This is a genomic window from Rhodospirillales bacterium, from assembly GCA_014323865.1.
In the GTDB taxonomy this organism is placed as follows: domain Bacteria; phylum Pseudomonadota; class Alphaproteobacteria; order SP197; family SP197; genus SP197.
The window spans coordinates 39633-57808 of record JACONG010000015.1; the positions used below are offsets into that span (position 1 = coordinate 39633).

The 18176-nt window shown below is 66.1% G+C and carries 20 protein-coding genes; 6 read left to right on the plus strand and 14 right to left on the minus strand.

Translation table 11 applies throughout. The features are described 5' to 3' along the window. Positions 1–719, minus strand: a 719-nt coding sequence (locus GDA49_08690) for an ankyrin repeat domain-containing protein (GenBank protein ID MBC6440464.1), incomplete at its 3' end; no start/stop codon positions are given. Positions 720–948: 229 nt separating this feature from the next. Continuing rightward, the gene (locus GDA49_08695; GenBank protein MBC6440465.1) at positions 949–2229 is read right to left on the minus strand and encodes an ankyrin repeat domain-containing protein; all 1281 of its coding nucleotides are present in this window, start codon (positions 2227–2229) and stop codon (positions 949–951) included. Between the two features lie 126 nt (positions 2230–2355). Between GDA49_08695 and GDA49_08700 the strand changes: the two genes are divergently transcribed. Together GDA49_08700 and GDA49_08705 are read left to right on the plus strand one after the other, a co-directional pair. Further along, the gene (locus GDA49_08700; GenBank protein MBC6440466.1) at positions 2356–3390 is read left to right on the plus strand and encodes a DUF3604 domain-containing protein; all 1035 of its coding nucleotides are present in this window, start codon (positions 2356–2358) and stop codon (positions 3388–3390) included. 118 nt (positions 3391–3508) lie between these two features. Continuing rightward, positions 3509–4369, plus strand: a complete 861-nt coding sequence (locus GDA49_08705; protein MBC6440467.1) for a methyltransferase domain-containing protein — start codon at positions 3509–3511, stop codon at positions 4367–4369. A gap of 344 nt (positions 4370–4713) precedes the next feature. Here the strand turns inward: GDA49_08705 and GDA49_08710 are convergent, their stop codons facing one another. The 8 genes from GDA49_08710 to GDA49_08745 all read right to left on the minus strand — a co-directional run bounded on the left by GDA49_08710 (position 4714) and on the right by GDA49_08745 (position 11488). After that, the gene (locus GDA49_08710) at positions 4714–6240 is read right to left on the minus strand and encodes an OmpA family protein (protein MBC6440468.1); all 1527 of its coding nucleotides are present in this window, start codon (positions 6238–6240) and stop codon (positions 4714–4716) included. Between the two features lie 3 nt (positions 6241–6243). Next, positions 6244–7395: a flagellar motor protein MotA gene (locus GDA49_08715; GenBank protein MBC6440469.1), complete on the minus strand. Its 1152-nt coding sequence runs from the start codon at positions 7393–7395 to the stop codon at positions 6244–6246. 33 nt (positions 7396–7428) lie between these two features. Next, positions 7429–7866 carry an OmpA family protein gene (locus GDA49_08720; protein ID MBC6440470.1) on the minus strand — a complete coding sequence of 146 codons (438 nt, stop codon included), beginning with the start codon at positions 7864–7866 and terminating at the stop codon, positions 7429–7431. A 260-nt stretch (positions 7867–8126) separates the two neighbouring features. After that, positions 8127–8921 (minus strand): inositol monophosphatase, encoded by a 795-nt coding sequence (locus GDA49_08725; GenBank protein ID MBC6440471.1) that lies wholly within the window; start codon positions 8919–8921, stop codon positions 8127–8129. Between the two features lie 7 nt (positions 8922–8928). Then, positions 8929–9495: an elongation factor P gene (efp, locus tag GDA49_08730; protein ID MBC6440472.1), complete on the minus strand. Its 567-nt coding sequence runs from the start codon at positions 9493–9495 to the stop codon at positions 8929–8931. Positions 9496–9537: 42 nt separating this feature from the next. Further along, positions 9538–10215 (minus strand): thiamine phosphate synthase, encoded by a 678-nt coding sequence (locus GDA49_08735; protein ID MBC6440473.1) that lies wholly within the window; start codon positions 10213–10215, stop codon positions 9538–9540. Next, complete coding sequence (locus tag GDA49_08740; protein MBC6440474.1) at positions 10163–11083, minus strand: class I fructose-bisphosphate aldolase; 921 nt, start codon at positions 11081–11083, stop codon at positions 10163–10165. Before GDA49_08740 ends, GDA49_08735 begins: the two co-directional genes overlap by 53 nt. 63 nt (positions 11084–11146) lie before the next feature. Then, the gene (locus GDA49_08745) at positions 11147–11488 is read right to left on the minus strand and encodes a hypothetical protein (protein MBC6440475.1); all 342 of its coding nucleotides are present in this window, start codon (positions 11486–11488) and stop codon (positions 11147–11149) included. Between the two features lie 155 nt (positions 11489–11643). Between GDA49_08745 and GDA49_08750 the strand changes: the two genes are divergently transcribed. From GDA49_08750 to GDA49_08765, 4 genes are all read left to right on the plus strand, one after another. After that, on the plus strand, positions 11644–11796 hold the full coding sequence (locus tag GDA49_08750; GenBank protein ID MBC6440476.1) for a hypothetical protein: 153 nt from the start codon (positions 11644–11646) through the stop codon (positions 11794–11796). A gap of 171 nt (positions 11797–11967) precedes the next feature. Next, complete coding sequence (locus GDA49_08755) at positions 11968–12261, plus strand: type II toxin-antitoxin system HigB family toxin (GenBank protein MBC6440477.1); 294 nt, start codon at positions 11968–11970, stop codon at positions 12259–12261. A gap of 1 nt (position 12262) precedes the next feature. Continuing rightward, complete coding sequence (locus tag GDA49_08760; GenBank protein ID MBC6440478.1) at positions 12263–13489, plus strand: transcriptional regulator; 1227 nt, start codon at positions 12263–12265, stop codon at positions 13487–13489. A gap of 196 nt (positions 13490–13685) precedes the next feature. Next, positions 13686–14816 (plus strand): pentapeptide repeat-containing protein, encoded by a 1131-nt coding sequence (locus tag GDA49_08765; GenBank protein MBC6440479.1) that lies wholly within the window; start codon positions 13686–13688, stop codon positions 14814–14816. Positions 14817–14948: 132 nt separating this feature from the next. On the opposite strand, the gene GDA49_08770 is transcribed toward GDA49_08765, so the two are convergent. From GDA49_08770 to GDA49_08785, 4 genes are all read right to left on the minus strand, one after another. Further along, complete coding sequence (locus GDA49_08770; GenBank protein MBC6440480.1) at positions 14949–16190, minus strand: phosphoglycerate kinase; 1242 nt, start codon at positions 16188–16190, stop codon at positions 14949–14951. Between the two features lie 9 nt (positions 16191–16199). Beyond that, the gene (gene gap, locus GDA49_08775) at positions 16200–17207 is read right to left on the minus strand and encodes a type I glyceraldehyde-3-phosphate dehydrogenase (protein ID MBC6440481.1); all 1008 of its coding nucleotides are present in this window, start codon (positions 17205–17207) and stop codon (positions 16200–16202) included. 79 nt (positions 17208–17286) lie between these two features. Then, entirely contained in the window at positions 17287–17517 is a 231-nt protein-coding gene (locus GDA49_08780; protein MBC6440482.1) for a transposase, read from the minus strand. 134 nt (positions 17518–17651) lie between these two features. Next, entirely contained in the window at positions 17652–18059 is a 408-nt protein-coding gene (locus GDA49_08785; GenBank protein ID MBC6440483.1) for a hypothetical protein, read from the minus strand. Between the last annotated feature and the right edge of the window lie 117 nt (positions 18060–18176).

Here is an 18176-nt window from a genome sequence, read left to right on the forward strand (position 1 = left end):
GCCTTGATCTCAGCCCCTGCGTCGATCAGGGCCTGCACGGTCTCCGCTGTGCCGCCAATCGCCGCCCAGTGCAGCGGTGTCGATCCGCCTTTGGCCCGCGCCTTGATGTCGGCCCCTGCGTCGATCAGGGCCTGCACGGTCTCCGCTGTGCTGCCAATCGCCGCCAGGTAAAGCGGTGTCGATCCGCCTTTGGTCCGCGCCTCAATCTCAGCCCCGGCGTCGATCAGAGCCTTCACGGTCTCCGCTGTGCCGAGACCCGCCGCCCGGTGCAGCGGTGTCATTCTGTCTTTGTCCTGCGCCTTGATCTCAGCCCCTGCGTCGATCAGGGCCTGCACGGTCTCCGCTGTGCCGCCAATCGCCGCCCAGTGCAGCGGTGTCGATCCGCCTTTGGCCCGCGCCTTGATGTCGGCCCCTGCGTCGATCAGGGCCTGCACGATCTCCGCTGTGCCGAGACCCGCCGCCCGGTGCAGCGGTGTCATTCTGTCTTTGTCCTGCGCCTTGATCTCAGCCCCTGCGTCGATCAGGGTCTGCACGCTCTCCGCTGTGCCGTAACGCGCCGCCACGTACAGCGGTGTCCATTCGTATCCGTCCCGCGCCGCGATATCGGCCCCTGCGTCGATCAGGGCCTCCATGGTCTCCGCTGTGCCACCACGCGCCGCCTCGTGCAGCGGTGTCGATCCGACGCCTTTGGTCCGTGCCTCGAATTTCCGCGTGTCCATAGCGTTTTCTCCCCTGGAAGAATGGCTATCGTTTCATGTTTTCCGATAGCGCATCGTGTGACGTCGCGCCACGCATTCCTGTGTCCGGTCCGCCGCGCTCGATGGACCGGACGTGGCGGCACGGGAAGTCCACCCTGGCGAAAACGTGGTTGTGTCGGACGTCGCCCGCTGGCACCGGAACGGAATGCCGGACCCGTCGGTCCCCCCTTATCGAATCGACGCCCGCCGGTCAGTCGAGACGCGCTTCTTTCAGTGTCCGGAACACGTCATGATTGCGCACCGCTTCGTTGTTTTCGGCAAGATCGGCAGCGAGCCTGCCGTCTTCGGTCCGCGCCCCGATGTCGGCCCCTGCATCGATCAGGGCCTGCACGGTCTCCGCTGTGCCTAAAGTCGCCGCCCAGTGCAGCGATGTCTCTCCGAGTTCGGTGCGCGCTTCGATGTCGGCCCCGGCGGCGATCAGGGCCTCCACGAGCTCCGCTGTACCGCCATGCGCCGCCCCGTGCAGAGGTGTGTAACCATTTTCGGCGCGCGCTTCAATGTCGGCCCCTGCGTCGATCAGGGCCTCAACGGTCTCCGCCCTGCCGCCAACCGCCGCGTAGTGCAGCGGTGTCAATCCGTTTTCGGCCCGCACGCCGATGTCTGCCCCTGCGTCGATCAGGGCCTCCACGCTCGCCGCTGTGCCTTCACGCGCCGCCCAGTGCAGCGGTGTCCATCCGTATTCGTCCTGCGCCCCGATATCGGCCCCGGCGGCGATGCAGCGTTCCACGGCCAGCAGGTCCGCGCCGGCCCAGAACGCCTCTTCCGTCCAGTTGCATCCGCAACGTTGTCGGCGCCAAGCCCAGACAAAACCAGCGCCCACCGCCAAAACTAAAACCATCAATACGAGGTCGAAAAAACTTGTCCTGGACGAACTCGTCCCAGACGCCTTTTCGAGTGTCTCGAACACGGCATGATTGCGCACCGCTTCGTTGTCTTCGGCAAGATCAGCGGCGGACCTGCCGTCTTCGTCCCGCGCCCCGATATCGGCCCCGGCGGCGATCAGGGCCTCCACGCTCTCCGCTGCGCCGCAACACACCGCCAGGTGCAGCGGTGTCCATCCGTGTTCGGTCCGCGCCTCGATGTCGGCCCCGGCGGCGATCAGGGCTTCCACGGTCTCCGCTGTGCCGACAGCCGTCGCCAAGTGCAGCGGTGTCCCTCCGTTTCCGCTCCGCGCATGAATGTCGGCCCCGGCGGCGATCAGGGCCTGCACGGTCTCCACTGTGCCGAAACCCGCCGCCCGGTGCAGCGGTGTCAATCCGAATTCGTTGTCCTGCGCGCCGATGTTGGCCCCGGCGGCGATGCAGCGTTCCACGGTCGGCAGGTCCGCGCCGCCCCAGAACGCCGGTTCCGTCCAGTTGCATCCGACGACCTGCGCCCCAGCCTGACCGGTCAGCATCAGCGTTGCCAGGATTGCGCCCGCAATTCCGTGGCGGGTCCTGCCACGCACATCCCGTGTTCCGGTGCCGGTCATTCTCTCGTCTCCTCATGTCGATCCGAAGGGTTCGGTGGGCTGACGTTCCCGCGCACTTGAACAGCCCGAACGTCAGAACCCAGTTTCGACAGTCAGGCGCTACCGCTGCAATGTAGGGGACGGGGGATGCAGCGGGCAAGCGCTGCGCCCGATGTGCGCCAGAGGGGCGGCAGAGTTCTCACGGCCCATGGGCGGTGCGCAACCGGTGGCGCGCCCGCCATCGTCGGTTCGTCGTGGTGTGCGCCCGGCTTGGTCGCCAACAGCGACGGGCACAAGGGTCGTCCCGGTGCCAGCCACCCCGGCGCCTCCGAGTTCGCCGCTTATGGCGGGCTGACCTGCCTGCTCGCGCCCGAGCTGACGCGCGACGCTGTCTTCGATTGCCTGCGCGCACGACGGCATTTCGCGACGACGGGCAGCCGGATGCATCTCGACGTCGGACTGCGATGTGAGTCCGGCATGAAGGTCTGGTCGTCCGATCCGGCGGTGGACGACGGCGCGACGGCTGCGACGGCGGAGCGTGCCGTGATGGGCGCAATCGTCGGGTGCTCTGGCGATGCGAGACTGTCGTTTTCGATCGAGGCGGCATCGCCCATCGAAAAGGTGGAGGTGCGCAACGGTCCCGAGGTCGTCGCCACGCTCCGGCCCTACGGCCCGGACGATCTCGGCAATCGTCTTCTCGTTCGCATGAGCGGCGCCGAGCGGCGGGGCAAAGGCTCCCGTTCGCGCTGGCAGGGCGAAGCCCGCGTCGATGGCGCGGCGATCACGGCGTTTCAGCCGGTCTGTGCCTGGAACCCGGAACTGCCGTGCGCTCCGGACGGCGATACCCGGATCGTCTTTGCCGCGCGGACAGCGGGCAACATGATGGGCTTCGACCTCACGCTCGATCACGCCGCCGCCGCGCGGCTGACGGTCGACACCGGCAACGGCGTTGTCGGTCTCGCCGTGGCCGATCTGGGCCTGGACGAACATGTCTCCGAGCTCGGCGGCATCGAACGACGCCTGCGGATCGTGCGTGCGCCCGACGTCAATTCCCATCTTTCCTTCCGGGGCCATGTCGCGGTGCCGCTTGAAGCCGGGCGCGACAACCCAATCTGGATCTGCGTGACCACCGAGGACGGACACCAAGCCTGGAGCAGCCCGATCCATGCCATCGACGGCTGATCGTGCGAATGTTCCCCGGGCTCCGGTGCGGACCGTTCGTCATACGGAACCACAACGTGGTTCCGTATGACGACGTGAATCCCCTCTGGCCCCAGGATATGAACGACGAGGATCGACCATGACCGAGGCGCTCGACGCCCAGGGGCCCAATCGTGAGCAGATCGCGTACTGGAACGGCGACACCGGCGACAAATGGGTCGAAGCCCAGGAACGGCTCGATCCGGTTCTGGAGATCTTCAGCGATGCCGCCATGGATGCGGTCGGCGTGGGGCCCGGCGAACGTGTCATCGACATCGGCTGCGGTTGCGGGGCGACGACGCTGTCTCTGGCCCGGCGGGTCGGTCCGATCGGCTCGGTTATGGGTGTCGACATCTCGACCCGGATGCTGCAGCGCGCGGCCGAACGTGCCGACGCAGCGGGCCTCCGGAACACCGGGTTCGTCAACGCCGATGCGTCGACCTGTCTGTTCGAAGAGGGTGCTGCCGACCTCCTGTTCTCGCGTTTCGGTGTGATGTTCTTCCCGGATCCCGCACCGGCCTTCGCGAACATGCGCAAGGGCCTGAAGCCCGGCGGCAGGCTGGGTTTTGTCTGCTGGGCGCCGCTGGCAAGGAACGAATGGGTGACGATGCCGCGCGACATCGCCCTGCGCCACGTGCCGCCGCCCGAACCGGTGGACCCGCATGCGCCGGGGCCTTTCGCCTTCGCCGACCCCGACCGGGTACGCGGTATTCTGGACGACGCCGGCTTCAGCAAGATCGAGGTCACGGCCCATGACACGACCATGCGGCAGCCGGGCACGATCGACGAGGTGACCCGTTTCGTCACGCACTTCGGGCCGGCCTCGCGTCTGCTCAACGATGTCGATGAGGCGACCCGGACGGCCGTCGAGGATGATGTGCGCGTCGCGATCGCCAGCCTGCACGACGGCAGCGGTGTCGATCTTGAGGCCGCGATGTGGATCGTGACGGCGCGGGCCTGAGGTCAGACGCCGCCGGCAAGCGCGGCGAGAGCTTCGCCGCGCAGCAGCATGGGGGTCGGCCCCGTTCCTCGTGCAGCCGGGCTTTTCGCAGACCCCGGATGCGTTGTCGCCGGATGCGTCGTCGTTGGTGCGGTCAACCTCGGGCTTGAGGCAGGCCATGCCACGCGTCCGGGCGAGGGCCGAACATCGCCTCGCGGAAACCGTCGACGGTGGTGGCAAGCCCGTCATGTGCACCGACATGGTCTTCCGGTGCCGCGACGAAACAAGGGACGGTTTCGACATCGCGGGGCCTGGCGGTCCGGACGGTCAGCGACGTCATGACGCGGGCCGCAATGATGCGGGTCTCACTGTTCGGTCAGCTTGAACTCGATACGCCGGTTGCGCCCGTTGTTCCCGGCGTCGATCGGCTGGAACTCGCCGAAGCCGGTGGCGGCAAGACGATTCCCGGGCACGCCCTGAGCGGCCAGATAGCGCACAACCGAGGTCGCGCGTGCGGTCGAGAGTTCCCAGTTGGTCGGGAACCGGGCCGTCGAGATCGGCACGCTGTCGGTATGGCCGTCGACGCGGAGGATCCAGCCGACATCGGACGGGATGTCGGCGGCGAGTTCGGCGATCAGGGCCGCGATCGTGTCGAGTTCGCGCCTGCCCTGGTCGGAGATCTCGGCGCTGCCGCTTGCGAACAGGAGCTCCGACTGAAGGACGAAGCGGTCGCCGACAATGACGACATCGTCCCGGTCGCCGAGCACCTCGAGGAGCTTTTCGAAGAACTCGCTGCGGTAGCGGGAGAGTTCCTGGACCCTGGCGGCGAGCGCGGCGTTGAGGCGCGATCCCAGATCGGCGATCTGCACCTGATCGGCCTCGGCCTGGGCTTCGGCCGCATCCAGCAGTTCGTTCAGGGCCGCGATCTGGCTGCGCAGGGCATCGAGCTGCTGGTTGAGCAGGTCGATCTGATTGAGGCGTCGGTCGGCGGAGGCCCGGGCGGCAGCTCGCTCGTCCTCGGTCATGGTGACGGCTCGGGCGAGTTCCGTGAGCCTGATGTCCCGGTCCTCGATCTCGCGCTGGGCCAGGAGCGTGCGTTCGGCTTGCGTCGAAAGCTCAGCCTCGAGTGCCATGGAGCGGTCGCGCTCGGTGGCGATCCCGGCCAGAAGACCGTCGATCTGACTCAACGCGTCCGAGGTCTCGTCGCGCGCGCTTTCGAGTTCTGCTTCGGTGCGAGCCTGTGCCTCCTCCGAGGAACGCAGCAGGATGGCCAGGCGCTCCAGTTCGTCGCGCTGCCGCAGGCGTTCGGCCTCCAGTTCATCGCGGTTTGCCATGGCCTCGGCAAGCGCGGCCTCGGTGGCCCGCGCTTCCTCGATCACCAGAATCATGCGGCCGACTTCGGCTTCCAGGTTCTCGCGAACGGCGTTCAGGGCATCAATGTCGCGCTGGAGGCTGGCGATTTCGGCAAGCTTGAGCGAGAGCGTGTCTTTGGTGACGGCGACGTCCTCGAGCGCGCGGTCGAGGTCGGCTTCCAGCAGGTCGAGCCGGGCCAGAAGGCCGTCGCGTTCGGCGCTGAGCAGGGCCAGCGCCTGCTCGGCATCGTCGCGGGTGCCGGTCGAACGCTGCAGCGCGGCTGAGAGCTGGGCGAGCTCGAGGCGCATGCCGGCGTTGGTGTCGCGTTCGAGCGCCAGCATGTCGGCCAGTTCCGCAACCCGGCTTTTGAGTTGTGCGAGTGCCTCGTCGCGGCCGGACAGGGCGATGCCCTGGAAGAACTGGGCGAGCATGAAGACGACCAGCGCAAAGATGAGCACGACGAGAAGCGTCGAGAGTGCATCGACGAAGCCCGCCCAGGTGTCGGCGCCACCCGCCGCCCGCCGGGTCCGGATCGCCATGATCTAGGTCCCGCGTCCGGGCTCGCGTGTGGCCGCGATCGTGCGCGCCAGGAGCTTGATCTCCGATCGGAGTTCGTCGGCGAGCTGACCGCGGCCGGCAACCGTCTCCTCAAGAAGGCGCGTCATGACGACATCAAGGTTGCGCAGATGGGCGCGGCTCGCCTCATCCATTCCGCCGGTTCCCTGCGTGGCAGCCAGCCGCTCGATCAGCGGCTTGAGGTCGGACTGGCCCTCGACGAGCTTGAGGAGGAGTTGCTGCTCGGCGTGCATCTGGTCGGTCAGTGTCGCCAGCCGGTCGGTCAGGGCGGCCATCTGCTGGTCGGCACCGCGCCGCATCTCCTCGTTGCGCGCGAGCGTGCGCTGCAGGCGGTCGAGGCTGTCGGCAGTCTGCTCCAGGAGCGCGCTGACATAGGCCGGGACCGACTGCTCGCCTTCGATCGAGAGGCCGCCTCCGGAATGAAGCCGCGTGACCGAAGACAGCCATTCCTCAAGCTCGTTGTAGAAACGGTTCTGCGCCTGGCTCGATTGCAGGTCGAGAAACCCGAGCACGAGCGAGCCGGCGAGGCCGAAGAGCGAGGAACTGAACGCGGTCCCCATGCCGGAGAGGGGGGCGGCAAGGCCATCCTTCAGCGTGTCGAACAGGCTGACGACATCCTGGCCCTCGCCGACGTTGAGGCCATCGAGGGTGCCGCTGACCGCGCCGATCGTCTCGATCAGGCCCCAGAAGGTGCCGAGCAGGCCGAGGAAGATGAGCAGACCGATCAGGTAGCGCGAGATGTCACGCGCCTCATCCAGACGCGAGCCGATACTGTCGAGCATCGACCGCGTCGAGAGCGCCGACAGCCGCAGCTGGTCCTGCTGCCGGCGTTCGCCGAGCATTGCGGCCATGGGTGCGAGAAGACGGGGCGGTGCCGGCACCGGAGCGCCGGGCCGTGCCGCGCGGAAGCTCTCGATCCAGGCCACCTCGCGATAGAGCAGCTGGACCTGGCGGAAGATGTAGAGGATGCCGAGAAAGAGAACGCCGAGAATCAGCCCGTTCAGGGACGGGTTGGCGCGGAACGCCTCATGCAGCGTCGCGGCGATCATGGCACCGACCGCGGCGACCGCGACCAGAAACAGCGCCATCCGGATCAGGTAGGGATGAGGCCGCGTCATGGGGACTCGCCGGTTTTGCCGATCACGCCAGGCTTACCGGTTGACCGGAATGATATCGATCCGGTCCAATGGGCCGCCCTCGGCCTTGTCGCCCAGAGCGCGCACGTCGATACGGGTCGAGCGCACGTTGTTCTCGATCAGGAAGGCGCGAACGGCCAGGGCCCGGGAGAGCGCGAGCCGGCGGGCATCGCTGGCCGATGAATTCTCGCTGGAGGCGTAGGCGCGGAGCTGGAGCCGCCGATCCCGATTGGCATCAAGCTGACCCGCGAGGCCGCGCAGCATATCCTCGTCGGCATCCGTCAGGGCGTTGCTGTCGGCCTCGAACAGGATCGTCATGTCCCCGGTCGTGGCGTCCGGATCGACCGGCTCCGCAAGCAGCGCCTCGATTTCGTCGAACGTATCGGAGTCGGATGACATGGTATCGGCCATGGGCTCGGGCAACGACGGTGCGGGGCCCAGGGAATCGAGCACCTCCAGGTTGACCCCGACAGAAGGCTGGGCCGTCTGGGCGGAGGCGGGCTGGATTAGGCACAGGGTAATTGCAAGGCACAGGGCAGCCGACAGAGTTGCTGAACGGCAAAATGCCGGACTGCAACATGCTGCCCAGACCGGCCTGAATCGGTTCAGCGAATCGGATTCGCGTCGTTTCATCGGTTTCCCCGCGCGTTTCGGGGCATCATAGACAACCGCAACCGTGCAAACAATGTGCCTGTCTCATGCGACAGCCGGGATCAACGGCCGGCCAGTGCCTTGTGAATCCGGCTGTGGACATGCGGGTTGGCCGCCAGGACCGAGCCGTTGCGCAGACTGACGGGGCCGCCGTCCGTGTCGGTGACATAGCCGCCGGCTTCGCGCACAAGGACGATGCCCGCCGCGATGTTCCAGGACTTCAGGCCGTCTTCCCAGAAGGCATCGAACCGACCGGCGGCGACATAGGCCAGATTGAGCGCGGCCGCGCCCATATGGCGCAGATCGCGCGTCTGGCGCAGAACGCGCGCCATCTGCCCGAGGAAGCGGGCCCGATCCTCCTCGCTTTCCCCGGCGGCGTGGCCGTGCGCGACCAGGCAGTCCTTCAGCCTGTCGCGCCGGCTGACCCGAAGGCGGCGCTGGTTGACCCAGGCGCCATGGCCTTTCTCCGCCCAGAAGAGTTCGTCGCGAAGCGGATCGAAGATGACCCCGGCGACCAGCTCGCCGTCCTGCTCGGCAGCGATCGAGATGCAGGCCTGCGGCACCGAATGGATGAAGTTCCGCGTGCCGTCGAGCGGGTCGACGATGAAGCGGCTGCGGCCATCCCTGGCGGGGATCGGTTTCGACTCCCCGGTCATGAAACCGAAGCCCGGCCGTGCCTTCGACAATTCTTCGACGAGTGTCTTCCCGGCCTTGAGATCGGCGGCGGTGACGAAGTCGTCGGTGCCCTTGCGGGAGACCTGGAGGTTCTCGACCTCGTTGAAGTCGCGGATCAGCGCGCGCGACGCCTTGTCGGCGGCCGCGGCCATCACGGTGATGAGGGGGGAACGGCGCGACAAGACGGAATCAGTCTTTGGCGCGCTCGCGGTAGGTCGAGTCCTCGGTGCTGACGACGATCCGGGTGCCGGTCTCGATATGGGGGGGGACCATGACACGAAGGCCGTTGTCGAGGATCGCGGGCTTGTATGACGAGGCCGCCGTCTGACCCTTCACCACCGCTTCGGTCTCCTCGACCGTCTGCACGACGGTTTCCGGCAGGGCGACACCCAGGGGCTCGTCTTCCCAGGACTGCACGGTGACCATCATGCCGTCCTGCAGGAACGGCGCCTTGTCGCCGATCATGTCGCGGCTGATCATGATCTGCTCGTAAGTCTCGGTGTCCATGAAGGTGAAATTGTCGTCGTCGGCAAAGAGGAACTGGTACTCCCTGTCGTAGAGGCGCACGCGCTCGACGGTCTCCGACGAACGGAAGCGCTCGTTGAGTTTTGTGCCGTCGCGGATGTCCTTCAGCTCGACCTGGAGATAGGCGCCACCCTTGCCGGGCTGGGTGTGCTGGATCCTGGTCGCCACAAGCAGCCGGTCCTTGTGTTCAATGACCATGCCGGGGCGGATCGCGTTGCCGTCGATCTTCATGGGAGTGACCTGAAATGCGGGATTGTTCGGCGGCGGAAGCTATCAGCGCGTCCCGGCCTTGGCAACGGCAGCCGCCGCCTCGCGAACCTGCGCCTGAACGGCGACCGGATCGGGCCAGAACAGGGTGTCGGGCACGACAAAATCGGCCCCGGCGCCGGCCGCATCCGCTGCAGGTGCCGGCCAGGCCACACAGGGCGGCTCCATCACGGCCTGCCACCAGGTGAGATGGTCGGCGCATTCCGTTCCCCAGGGGCCGAAGGCGACATAGTCGGCCCCGGCTTCGCCCGCGATCATGGCGGCGTGACGGGAAAGGCCGCAGCCTGCGCCGAGGATCGCATCCTCGGGCAACTGCTCACGGGCGTCGCCGGGATCGCCGTCGATGTGGCTGCCGTCGGCACCGGTTTCGCGAACAAGCGCCAGCCTGTCCTTCAGCAGGAAGGCGACGTCGCGCGACCGGGCGACCGGGACGAGGCGCTCACAGGCGCTTCGCCACATGGCGTCGTCCGCGCCCTCGAGCGCCAGCAGGAAACAGGCGACATCACCGGCATCCAGCGCCGCCGCCAGCGCGTCGGCAAAACCGGCAGGTTCAAGCGCCGGGGGCGAGACGAGATAGAGGCGGCAGGCCGCCTGTGTGTCGCCGGACACCTGTGTGTCGCCGGACGGGGGGTCAGGCCTTGCCCTGGTAGATGCCGATGATGCGGTCGAGCATGGCGTGCGCATCTTCCGGCTGGCGCTGGAAGGTGTTGCGTCCGATGATCGAGCCTGAACCGCCGCCCGCGGCGATCTCGGAGATCTCGGCGAAGACACCGTCGAGATCCTTCGCGGCACCGCCGGAGAAGACGACGATGCGGCGGCCGTTGAAGGCCGACTGCATGACGTGCTCGATGCGCGCCTTGAGCGTCGAGATGTCGATGCCCTCGCTCTCGTAGACCTTCCTGGCCTCGGGCTGCTCGATGTGGTCTGTCGGCGGCTTCACCTTGATGATGCTGGCGCCGATCTGGGCAGCCAGATGGGCGGCATAGGCCGTCACGTCGATGGCGGTCTCACCCTCCCTGGAGAGGTTGCCGCCGCGCGGATAGGACCACACGACCGTGGCGATGCCGCAGGCCTTGGCCTCAAGCGACATCTCGCGGATCTCCTCGACCATCTCGAACTGATGCTCGGACCCCGGATACATGGTGAACCCGATGGCCGAGCAGCCAAGACGCAGAGCATCGGCAACCGAGGCGGTGATGGCCTGGTCCTTGGTTGTGGCGTGGCTGTTCGCGTTGTTGGCCTTCAGGATCAGCGGGATCGCGCCTGCAAAGGTGTCGGCACCAGCCTCGAGAAAGCCCAACGGCGCGGCATAGGCGTTGAGGCCTGCGTCGATCGCGAGCTGGAAGTGGTAGTGCGGGTCATAGGCCGGCGTGTTCCTGGCAAAGCTGCGGGCGGGCCCATGCTCCCAACCCTGATCGACCGGCAGGATAACGACGCGACCGCTGCCGCCCAGGCGGCCGTGCATCAGAATACGGGCCAGATTGGCCTTCACACCCGGTGGTTCGCCCTCGTAATGGGAGAGAATCCGTTTCACGCGCCGAGTGATCTTCATTGCCTGTGCCTAGCCTCGTTCCGATGTGCGTTCGTCGTTGCTTAGCCTGATCGACGATGACGATCAATTGCCGGAGGACTCGGCGAGCCAGCGTTCGAGCCGTTGATCCACAGGCCCGCCGGTCGAGAGATCGAACGCCTCGGGCAGCGAACGGTGAAGGGTGCCGCCGACGGCCTCCGCCATCGCGGCGACCCGGTCGAGCGTGTCCGCGCTGCCGGTCAGGTGGAGATCGCGCCATCCGACCCGCAGCGCCAGCATGGCATAACCGGCGTCGGGTCCGCAGTCGATCAGCGCGGCAACGATGTCCCCGTCGGCACCGGCCTGGCGCATCATCGCGAGGAGATAGGCAGGTCCGAGTCTGGCGCATGCCTCGGGAGCCGTGACGAGAAGGATGGGGCGCCCCATGCGGACAGCGGTCTCGGCTGCGCATCGGGCCAGGGTAAGCGAGTCGACGGCGATCGCCGATCTCCTGTTCGGCAAATTCAACAGATTGCCTTCGGTCTGGCGAGGGAGAGAGGCCATGCTTCCCATGCAAACACCGGTCATGCAAACATCGGTTCGTGCCCTGCAAGGCCGCCGCCAACATCGTGATCGACGGCATGCGGAACGATAACACCGCGCTCGTTACTGCGCTCGTTCTGTCGCACGGGCCCGGGGCGGGGACCGCCCGGGCGCTCAAGGCGGACAGCTCGGTCGGGATTGTCTTTCCGTAGCTTCACGCCACAGCACGACACGAACGTCCTGGCCGCCGCAGGATATCATCCCGATGAAATCGATTCCGCTCCAGGGTCTGGTTGACTGACGGTGACCGGAGGTCTGTGTAATCTTGTGATTTTCGGGAGCGTCGTACTTGCAATCGTTTTGGGAACAGTTTATATCCAGTCATGCGGATCATCGCCAAGAGGACACTCCGGAAGTTCTGGGAGCGGCATGCCAATGCCGAGGAGCCTCTGCTCGCCTGGTATCGCGAGGTTCTGAAGGAGGACTGGGATACGCCGGCGAAGGTGAAGGAGAAGTACCGCAGCGCCAGTATCGTTGGCGGCACCCGGGTGGTCTTCAACATCAAGGGCAATGACTATCGGCTCGTGGTGAGGATCAACTATCCGGCGCGCATCGTCTACATACGTTTCGTCGGCACCCATGCCGAGTATGACGCCACAGACGTCGAGGAGGTGTGAGATGACCAATAGCAGGATCAGGCCGATTCGGACCGGGAAGGATTACGAAGCCGCGCTTGCACGGATTGACGCGCTGATGGACGCGGAGCCCGGCGGCGCCGAGTTCGACGAGCTCGACATTCTGGCCGATCTCGTCGAGCTCTACGAGAGCAGGCGCGAGCCGATGGGTTATCCCGGCCCGGTGGCGGCGATCGCGTTCCGCATGGATCAGGGGAAGCTGAGCCCGCGCGATCTGATCCCGTTCATCGGAAGCCGCGCCAAGGTCTCGGAGGTTCTCTCCGGCAAGCGCGCGATCACCATGCCGATGGCGCGCGCTCTCCACCGGCATCTCGGGATTCCCGCGGACGTCCTGCTGCGCGAGCCGGGAGGCGCACTCGACGATCCCTTTGCCGACATGGAATGGAACCGGTTTCCCGTCAAGAAGATGGCGAAGCTGGGCTGGATTCCGGACGGACCAGAGCTCGTGGGGAGCGCCGAGGAGATCATCCATGGCCTGATTGATCGAGCGGGCGGACCGGACGTCGCGGGTGCCGCGCTCTACCGCAAGAACGATCACGTACGCGCGAACGCCAAGACGGATCCCTATGCACTGAAGGCGTGGTGCTGGCAGGTTCTGGCGAAGGCGAACGAGGACCGGCCGAAGGCGCACTACAAGCGTGGCACGGTCACTTTGGACTTTCTCAGGAAGGTGGCGCGGCTGAGCGGGTCCGGGGACGGCCCGCGACTGGCCAGGGAATTTCTGGCCAGGCACGGGATTCCACTCGTAATCGTGCAGCATCTGCCAAAGACATATCTCGACGGAGCGGCCCTGCGGCTCGGCGATGGACGGCCGGTGGTCGGGCTGACCCTGCGCTACGACCGCATCGACAATTTCTGGTTCTGCCTGCTGCACGAGCTGGCCCATGTCGGCCGGCACCTGGACACCGACAAAGGCAATGCCTTCGTCGATGACATGACCCTCCGCAAGGTGGAAGGGGAACGGGAAGATCCGAGAGAGAGGGAGGCGGACGATTGGGCGGAAGAGGCCCTCATACCGAAGGCGGCATGGGAGGCGAGCGCCGTGAAGGATCATCCGACGCCTATGGCCGTCATGAATCTGGCCAATGCGCTTGAGATTCATCCAGCGATTGTCGCGGGCAAGGTCCGGTACAAGCAGCAGAACTACCGGCTGCTCTCGCAATTCGTCGGCACCGGCGAGGTGCGACGGCAATTCGGCATGACGGCATGAGGTCGCGGTTTGATGAGCGAAGCGACGATACACGGGGGTACGGCGTGCCGCTAACGAACACCCCATTGCGCTGCCATGACAGCAACCTGCTCCGCCTTCCGGCCCCTGAGCCTTCGGGGGATGGTCTTCGCAAGGTGCCCTGCCGGTCGCGCCTTGTGCAGCGGATCATGGTCCGGCGGAGAGGGGTGGTGACAGGATGACGGGATTTCGGAACCTTTGGGGGAAGTTTCAGGGCTGGGGCTGGCTGCTGGTGTTGCTGGCCATTCCGGCGGCGCTGTACGGGTTATGGGATTGGGCACATGAAAAAGACCCGTCCAACAGCGAGACCCTGCGCAACCTGGCGCTCGTACTTGCGGCTGTCATCGGCCTGCCGCTGGCCGTATGGCGGAGTGTCGTCGCTCACAGACAGGCGGAAACCGCCAACGAGAAGGCGGAAGCTGCTCACAGACAGGCGGAAACCGCTAACGAGCAGGTGGAAGCTGCTCACAGGCAGGCGGAAATTGCTAACGAGCAGGCGAAAATCGCTCACAGGCAGGCGGAAACCGCTAACAAGAAGGCGGAAACCGCTAACGAGAAGGCGGACATCGCCAGCAGGCAGGCGGACACTTCCGACGACGATGACAACGACGAGCGCGGCCTTCGGAACGAGCGCTATCAGAAGGGCGCGGACATGCTGGGCAGTGCCACGCTGGCCACCCGTCTGGGCGGCATCCATGCACTGGAGCGGCTGGCTCAAGACCATCCCGAGGACTATCACGTCCAGATCATGCAGCTGCTTTGCGCGTTCGCGAGGCACCCGACCGAGCCCGCGGCGGCAAAGGCGGTTGGTCACGCCGGCGATGCAACAGACTGGAAACACGCGGACCAAGGGTGCCGGACGGATGTCGAAGCGGCGGCAAGGGCGGTGTCGGAATGCCGAAAGCGTCTGTCCAATGAAGATGGGTTGGCTGGCATCGAAGCTTCCTGGGAGCCCGATCTCTCCGGCGCGGACCTCTCCGACGCGGACCTCTCCGGCGCGGACCTCTCCGACGCGGACCTCTCCGGCGCGGACCTCTCCGACGCTGACCTCTCCGGCGCGGACCTCTCCGACGCTGACCTCTCCGACGCTGACCTCTCCGGCGCGGACCTCTCCGGCGCGGACCTCATCGGCGCGAACCTCATCAGCGCGGACCTCATCGGCGCGAACCTCTACAAAGCGAACTACAAAGCGAACCTCCCCGGGACCGGTCTGACGGAGGAGATGCCGCCCCAGCGCTTGCTACCGCCGGAGGGCCTGGTTTGGCCGTTCGAGGAGGGTGAGGATGGCAAGTGGCGACGGAAGCCGTGAACCCGCCGCCTTGATCGCTTGCGGACCGTGGTCCGGCGGGGAGGGATCGTCCGTGAGCACCGTTTCGGAGGGGTAGCGGGGCGGTTCCAGCCAGGGGCGATCCGCTCTGCATCCTGAAGACTCAGAGCCTCTTCACCCGTTCGGATCGATTCGATCCGAACGGGACAGGCTCCGGGCTGCGGATTCGAGGGCTGCGACGCCGGGAAGGGTCTTGCCCTCAAGCCACGCGAGGAAGGCCCCGCCTGCCGTCGAGACATAGGTGAACCCTTCGAGGGCACCGGCATGGGCGAGCGCGGCGACCGTGTCGCCGCCACCGGCGACCGAAAGCAGGGCGCCGGATGCCGTCAGTTCCGCTGCGGCGCGCGCGACCGTGTTGGTGCCGCCGTCGAAGCCTTCGCGCTCGAACGCACCCATCGGACCGTTCCAGACGAGCGTGCGGCAGTCGCCGAGGCGGGCAGCAAGGGCCGCCGCGCTATCGGGGCCGATATCGAGGATCATGCGGTCGGCGGGGACCGCGTCGACGGGAACCGTCTCGCTCGCTGCGCCGGACCCGAAGCGTTCGGCGACGACGGCATCGGTCGGCAGCACGACGGTGCATCCGCCGCTCTCGGCCTTCGCCATGATGTCCCGGGCGGTTTCAGCCATGTCGTGTTCACAGAGCGATGCGCCGACCTCGATGCCCCGGGCGGCGAGGAAGGTGTTCGCCATGCCGCCGCCGATAGCGAGCACATCGACCTTCCCGCCGAGATTGCCGAGCAGGTCGAGCTTGGTCGAGACCTTCGCGCCGCCGACCACGGCGGCCATGGGGCGGTCGGGCGAACCCAGGGCACGGCCGAGCGCTTCCAGCTCCTGCTGCATCAGCCGGCCGGCGGCCGATGGCAGGCGCGCGGGCAGGCCGACGACCGAAGCATGGGCCCGGTGTGCCGCCGAAAACGCATCGTTGACGTAGAGATCGCCATGGGCTGCCAGGGCGTCGGCGAAGCCTGCGTCGTTGCCCTCCTCACCGGGGTCGAAGCGCAGGTTCTCCAGCATGGCGACGTCGCCATCGCCCAGCGCCGCGACGGTGGCAGAGGCTTCGGGGCCCGTGCTGTCGGCGGCAAAGGCCACGGGCCGATCAACAGTCTCCGAGACCGCGCGCGCGACAGGTGCGAGCGACATCTCCGGCACGACCTTGCCTTTGGGGCGGCCGAAGTGGCAGAGAATCACGACGCGCGCACCCGCAGCGCTCAATTCGCGCACCGTCGGCATGGCGCGTTCGATCCGCGTGGTGTCGGTCACCTCGTCATCGGCCATGGGCACGTTGAGATCGAGGCGGACAAGCACCCGCCTGCCGGCGACATCAGGAAGGTCGTCCAGCGTCCGGAACGCAGCCATCGGCGCGCCCTAGAGGAGCTTGCCGAAAGCGACGGCCGTGTCGCTCATGCGGTTCGAGAAGCCCCATTCGTTGTCGTACCAGGCGAGCACGCGAACGAGCCGCTTGTCGATCACCTTGGTCTCGGTCAGGTCGAAGGTGGCGCTGGCCGGGTTGTGGTTGAAGTCGGACGAAACGAGCGGCTCGTCGTTGACCGCCAGAACGCCCTTGAGCTTGCCCGCAGCAGCCTTCTGCATGGCCTCGTTGATCGCCTCGGGCGCGGTGTCCCTGGCGGCCTCGAACTTGAAGTCGATCAGGCTGACATTGGGCGTCGGCACACGGATCGAGGTGCCGTCGAGCTTGCCTTCGAGTTCCGGCAGCACGAGGCCGACGGCCCTGGCCGCACCGGTCGAGGTCGGGATCATCGACACCGACGCGGCACGCGCCCGGCGCGGATCCGGGTGCAGCGTGTCGACGGTGCGCTGGTCGCCGGTGAAGGCGTGGATGGTGGTCATGAAGCCGTGTCTGATCCCGACGGTGTCGTTGAGCACCGCGGCGACCGGTGCCAGGCAGTTGGTCGTGCACGAGGCGTTCGAGATGACCTTGTGCGACTTGCGCAGCTTCCTGTGGTTGATGCCGTAGACAACGGTCAGATCGGCGCCCGATGCCGGGGCGGACACGATGACCTTCCTCGCGCCCCCGTCGATATGGGCCATGGCCTTGTCCTTCGAGGCGAAGATGCCGGTGCACTCCATGACGATGTCAACGCCGAGGTCGCCCCAGGGCAGATCGGCCGGGTTGCGCTCGGACAGAACCTTCACACTCTTGCCGCCGACCCGGATCGTGCTCCTGGTCGAGGAAACCTTGCCCGGATAGGTGCCGTGGACGCTGTCGTATTTCAGCAGGCGGGCGTTGGCCTCAGCCGAGCCGAGATCGTTGATGGCGACAAACTCGACGTCCTTGCGGCCTGCTTCCATGGCGGCGCGAAAGACGAGGCGGCCGATGCGGCCGAAGCCGTTGATGCCGATGCGGACGGTCATGAATTCCTCCGAGGTGCACTGTTGCGCACAAGATATGGGTGATGAATGGCGACTTTCCTAGCGACGGCCCGGCGGGCGGTCAACGGCTGGCGCTCACGATATCGTCGCAGCTTGCGAAGACGCGGTTTGAGAGCCCGTTGTCCCGGATGTACTGCCAGAGGTTTTCGACCGGGTTCAACTCAGGCGACTCCGGCGGCGGCGTGTGCCCCCCGGCCTGATCGACGATCAGGATTGCGTGGGTGCCGGGCGCGACTTCGGTGCTGATCAGCTTCAGGCGTTCGGCCATCGCGTGGGTGTCGGGCCAAGGCATGGGGGGAGACGGGCGGGATAAAGACAAAAGGACCTCAGGCGGCAGCTAAATCAATCATGCCGCCCGAGGTCCCGATGTCGGGAAGAAACAGAAGATTTCAGGCGGCGTGGCCGCCTGAAATCCTGATTCCGTACTCAGTTCTCGACAGCGTAAAACGCCCCACCTTCGATATTGCTATCACTTTCTCCGGATCTGGAAAGGGTTCCTGTCAGGTCTCCGTGTACCAGCAAATCCCCATCGTTAAGGTACACGTTACCTGCAATGGCCCCGTCGACTGTGGTGGTGACGCTCGTACCGACCAGTGTAAGGTCCCCAGCCAGGGCGCTTTCAATCGCGGTTGCAGTGATCGTTCCTCTACCACGCAGCTTTCCATTCACATTTGTGCCATGCAAAGTCGACGCCCCCGTACCACTGGTGGCAAGGCCGGAAAAAGCTCTTGCCTTTGTTTTGACCGTGCCATTATCGAAATTGGCCGTGATTTGGAGATTGCCCAGCGTGGGAAGACCCGAGAAAAGATTGTCAGCCCTGACATATCCCGTCAAGGTGCCGTTCCCCGCCGGCAGAGCATCCGGGGCCTGGAGACGGTCGGCTTCGACAGCTGCAGCGATAAAATTCAGATTGTCGATTTGCCGGAGATGTCTCAGCGGCCTGATTATAGT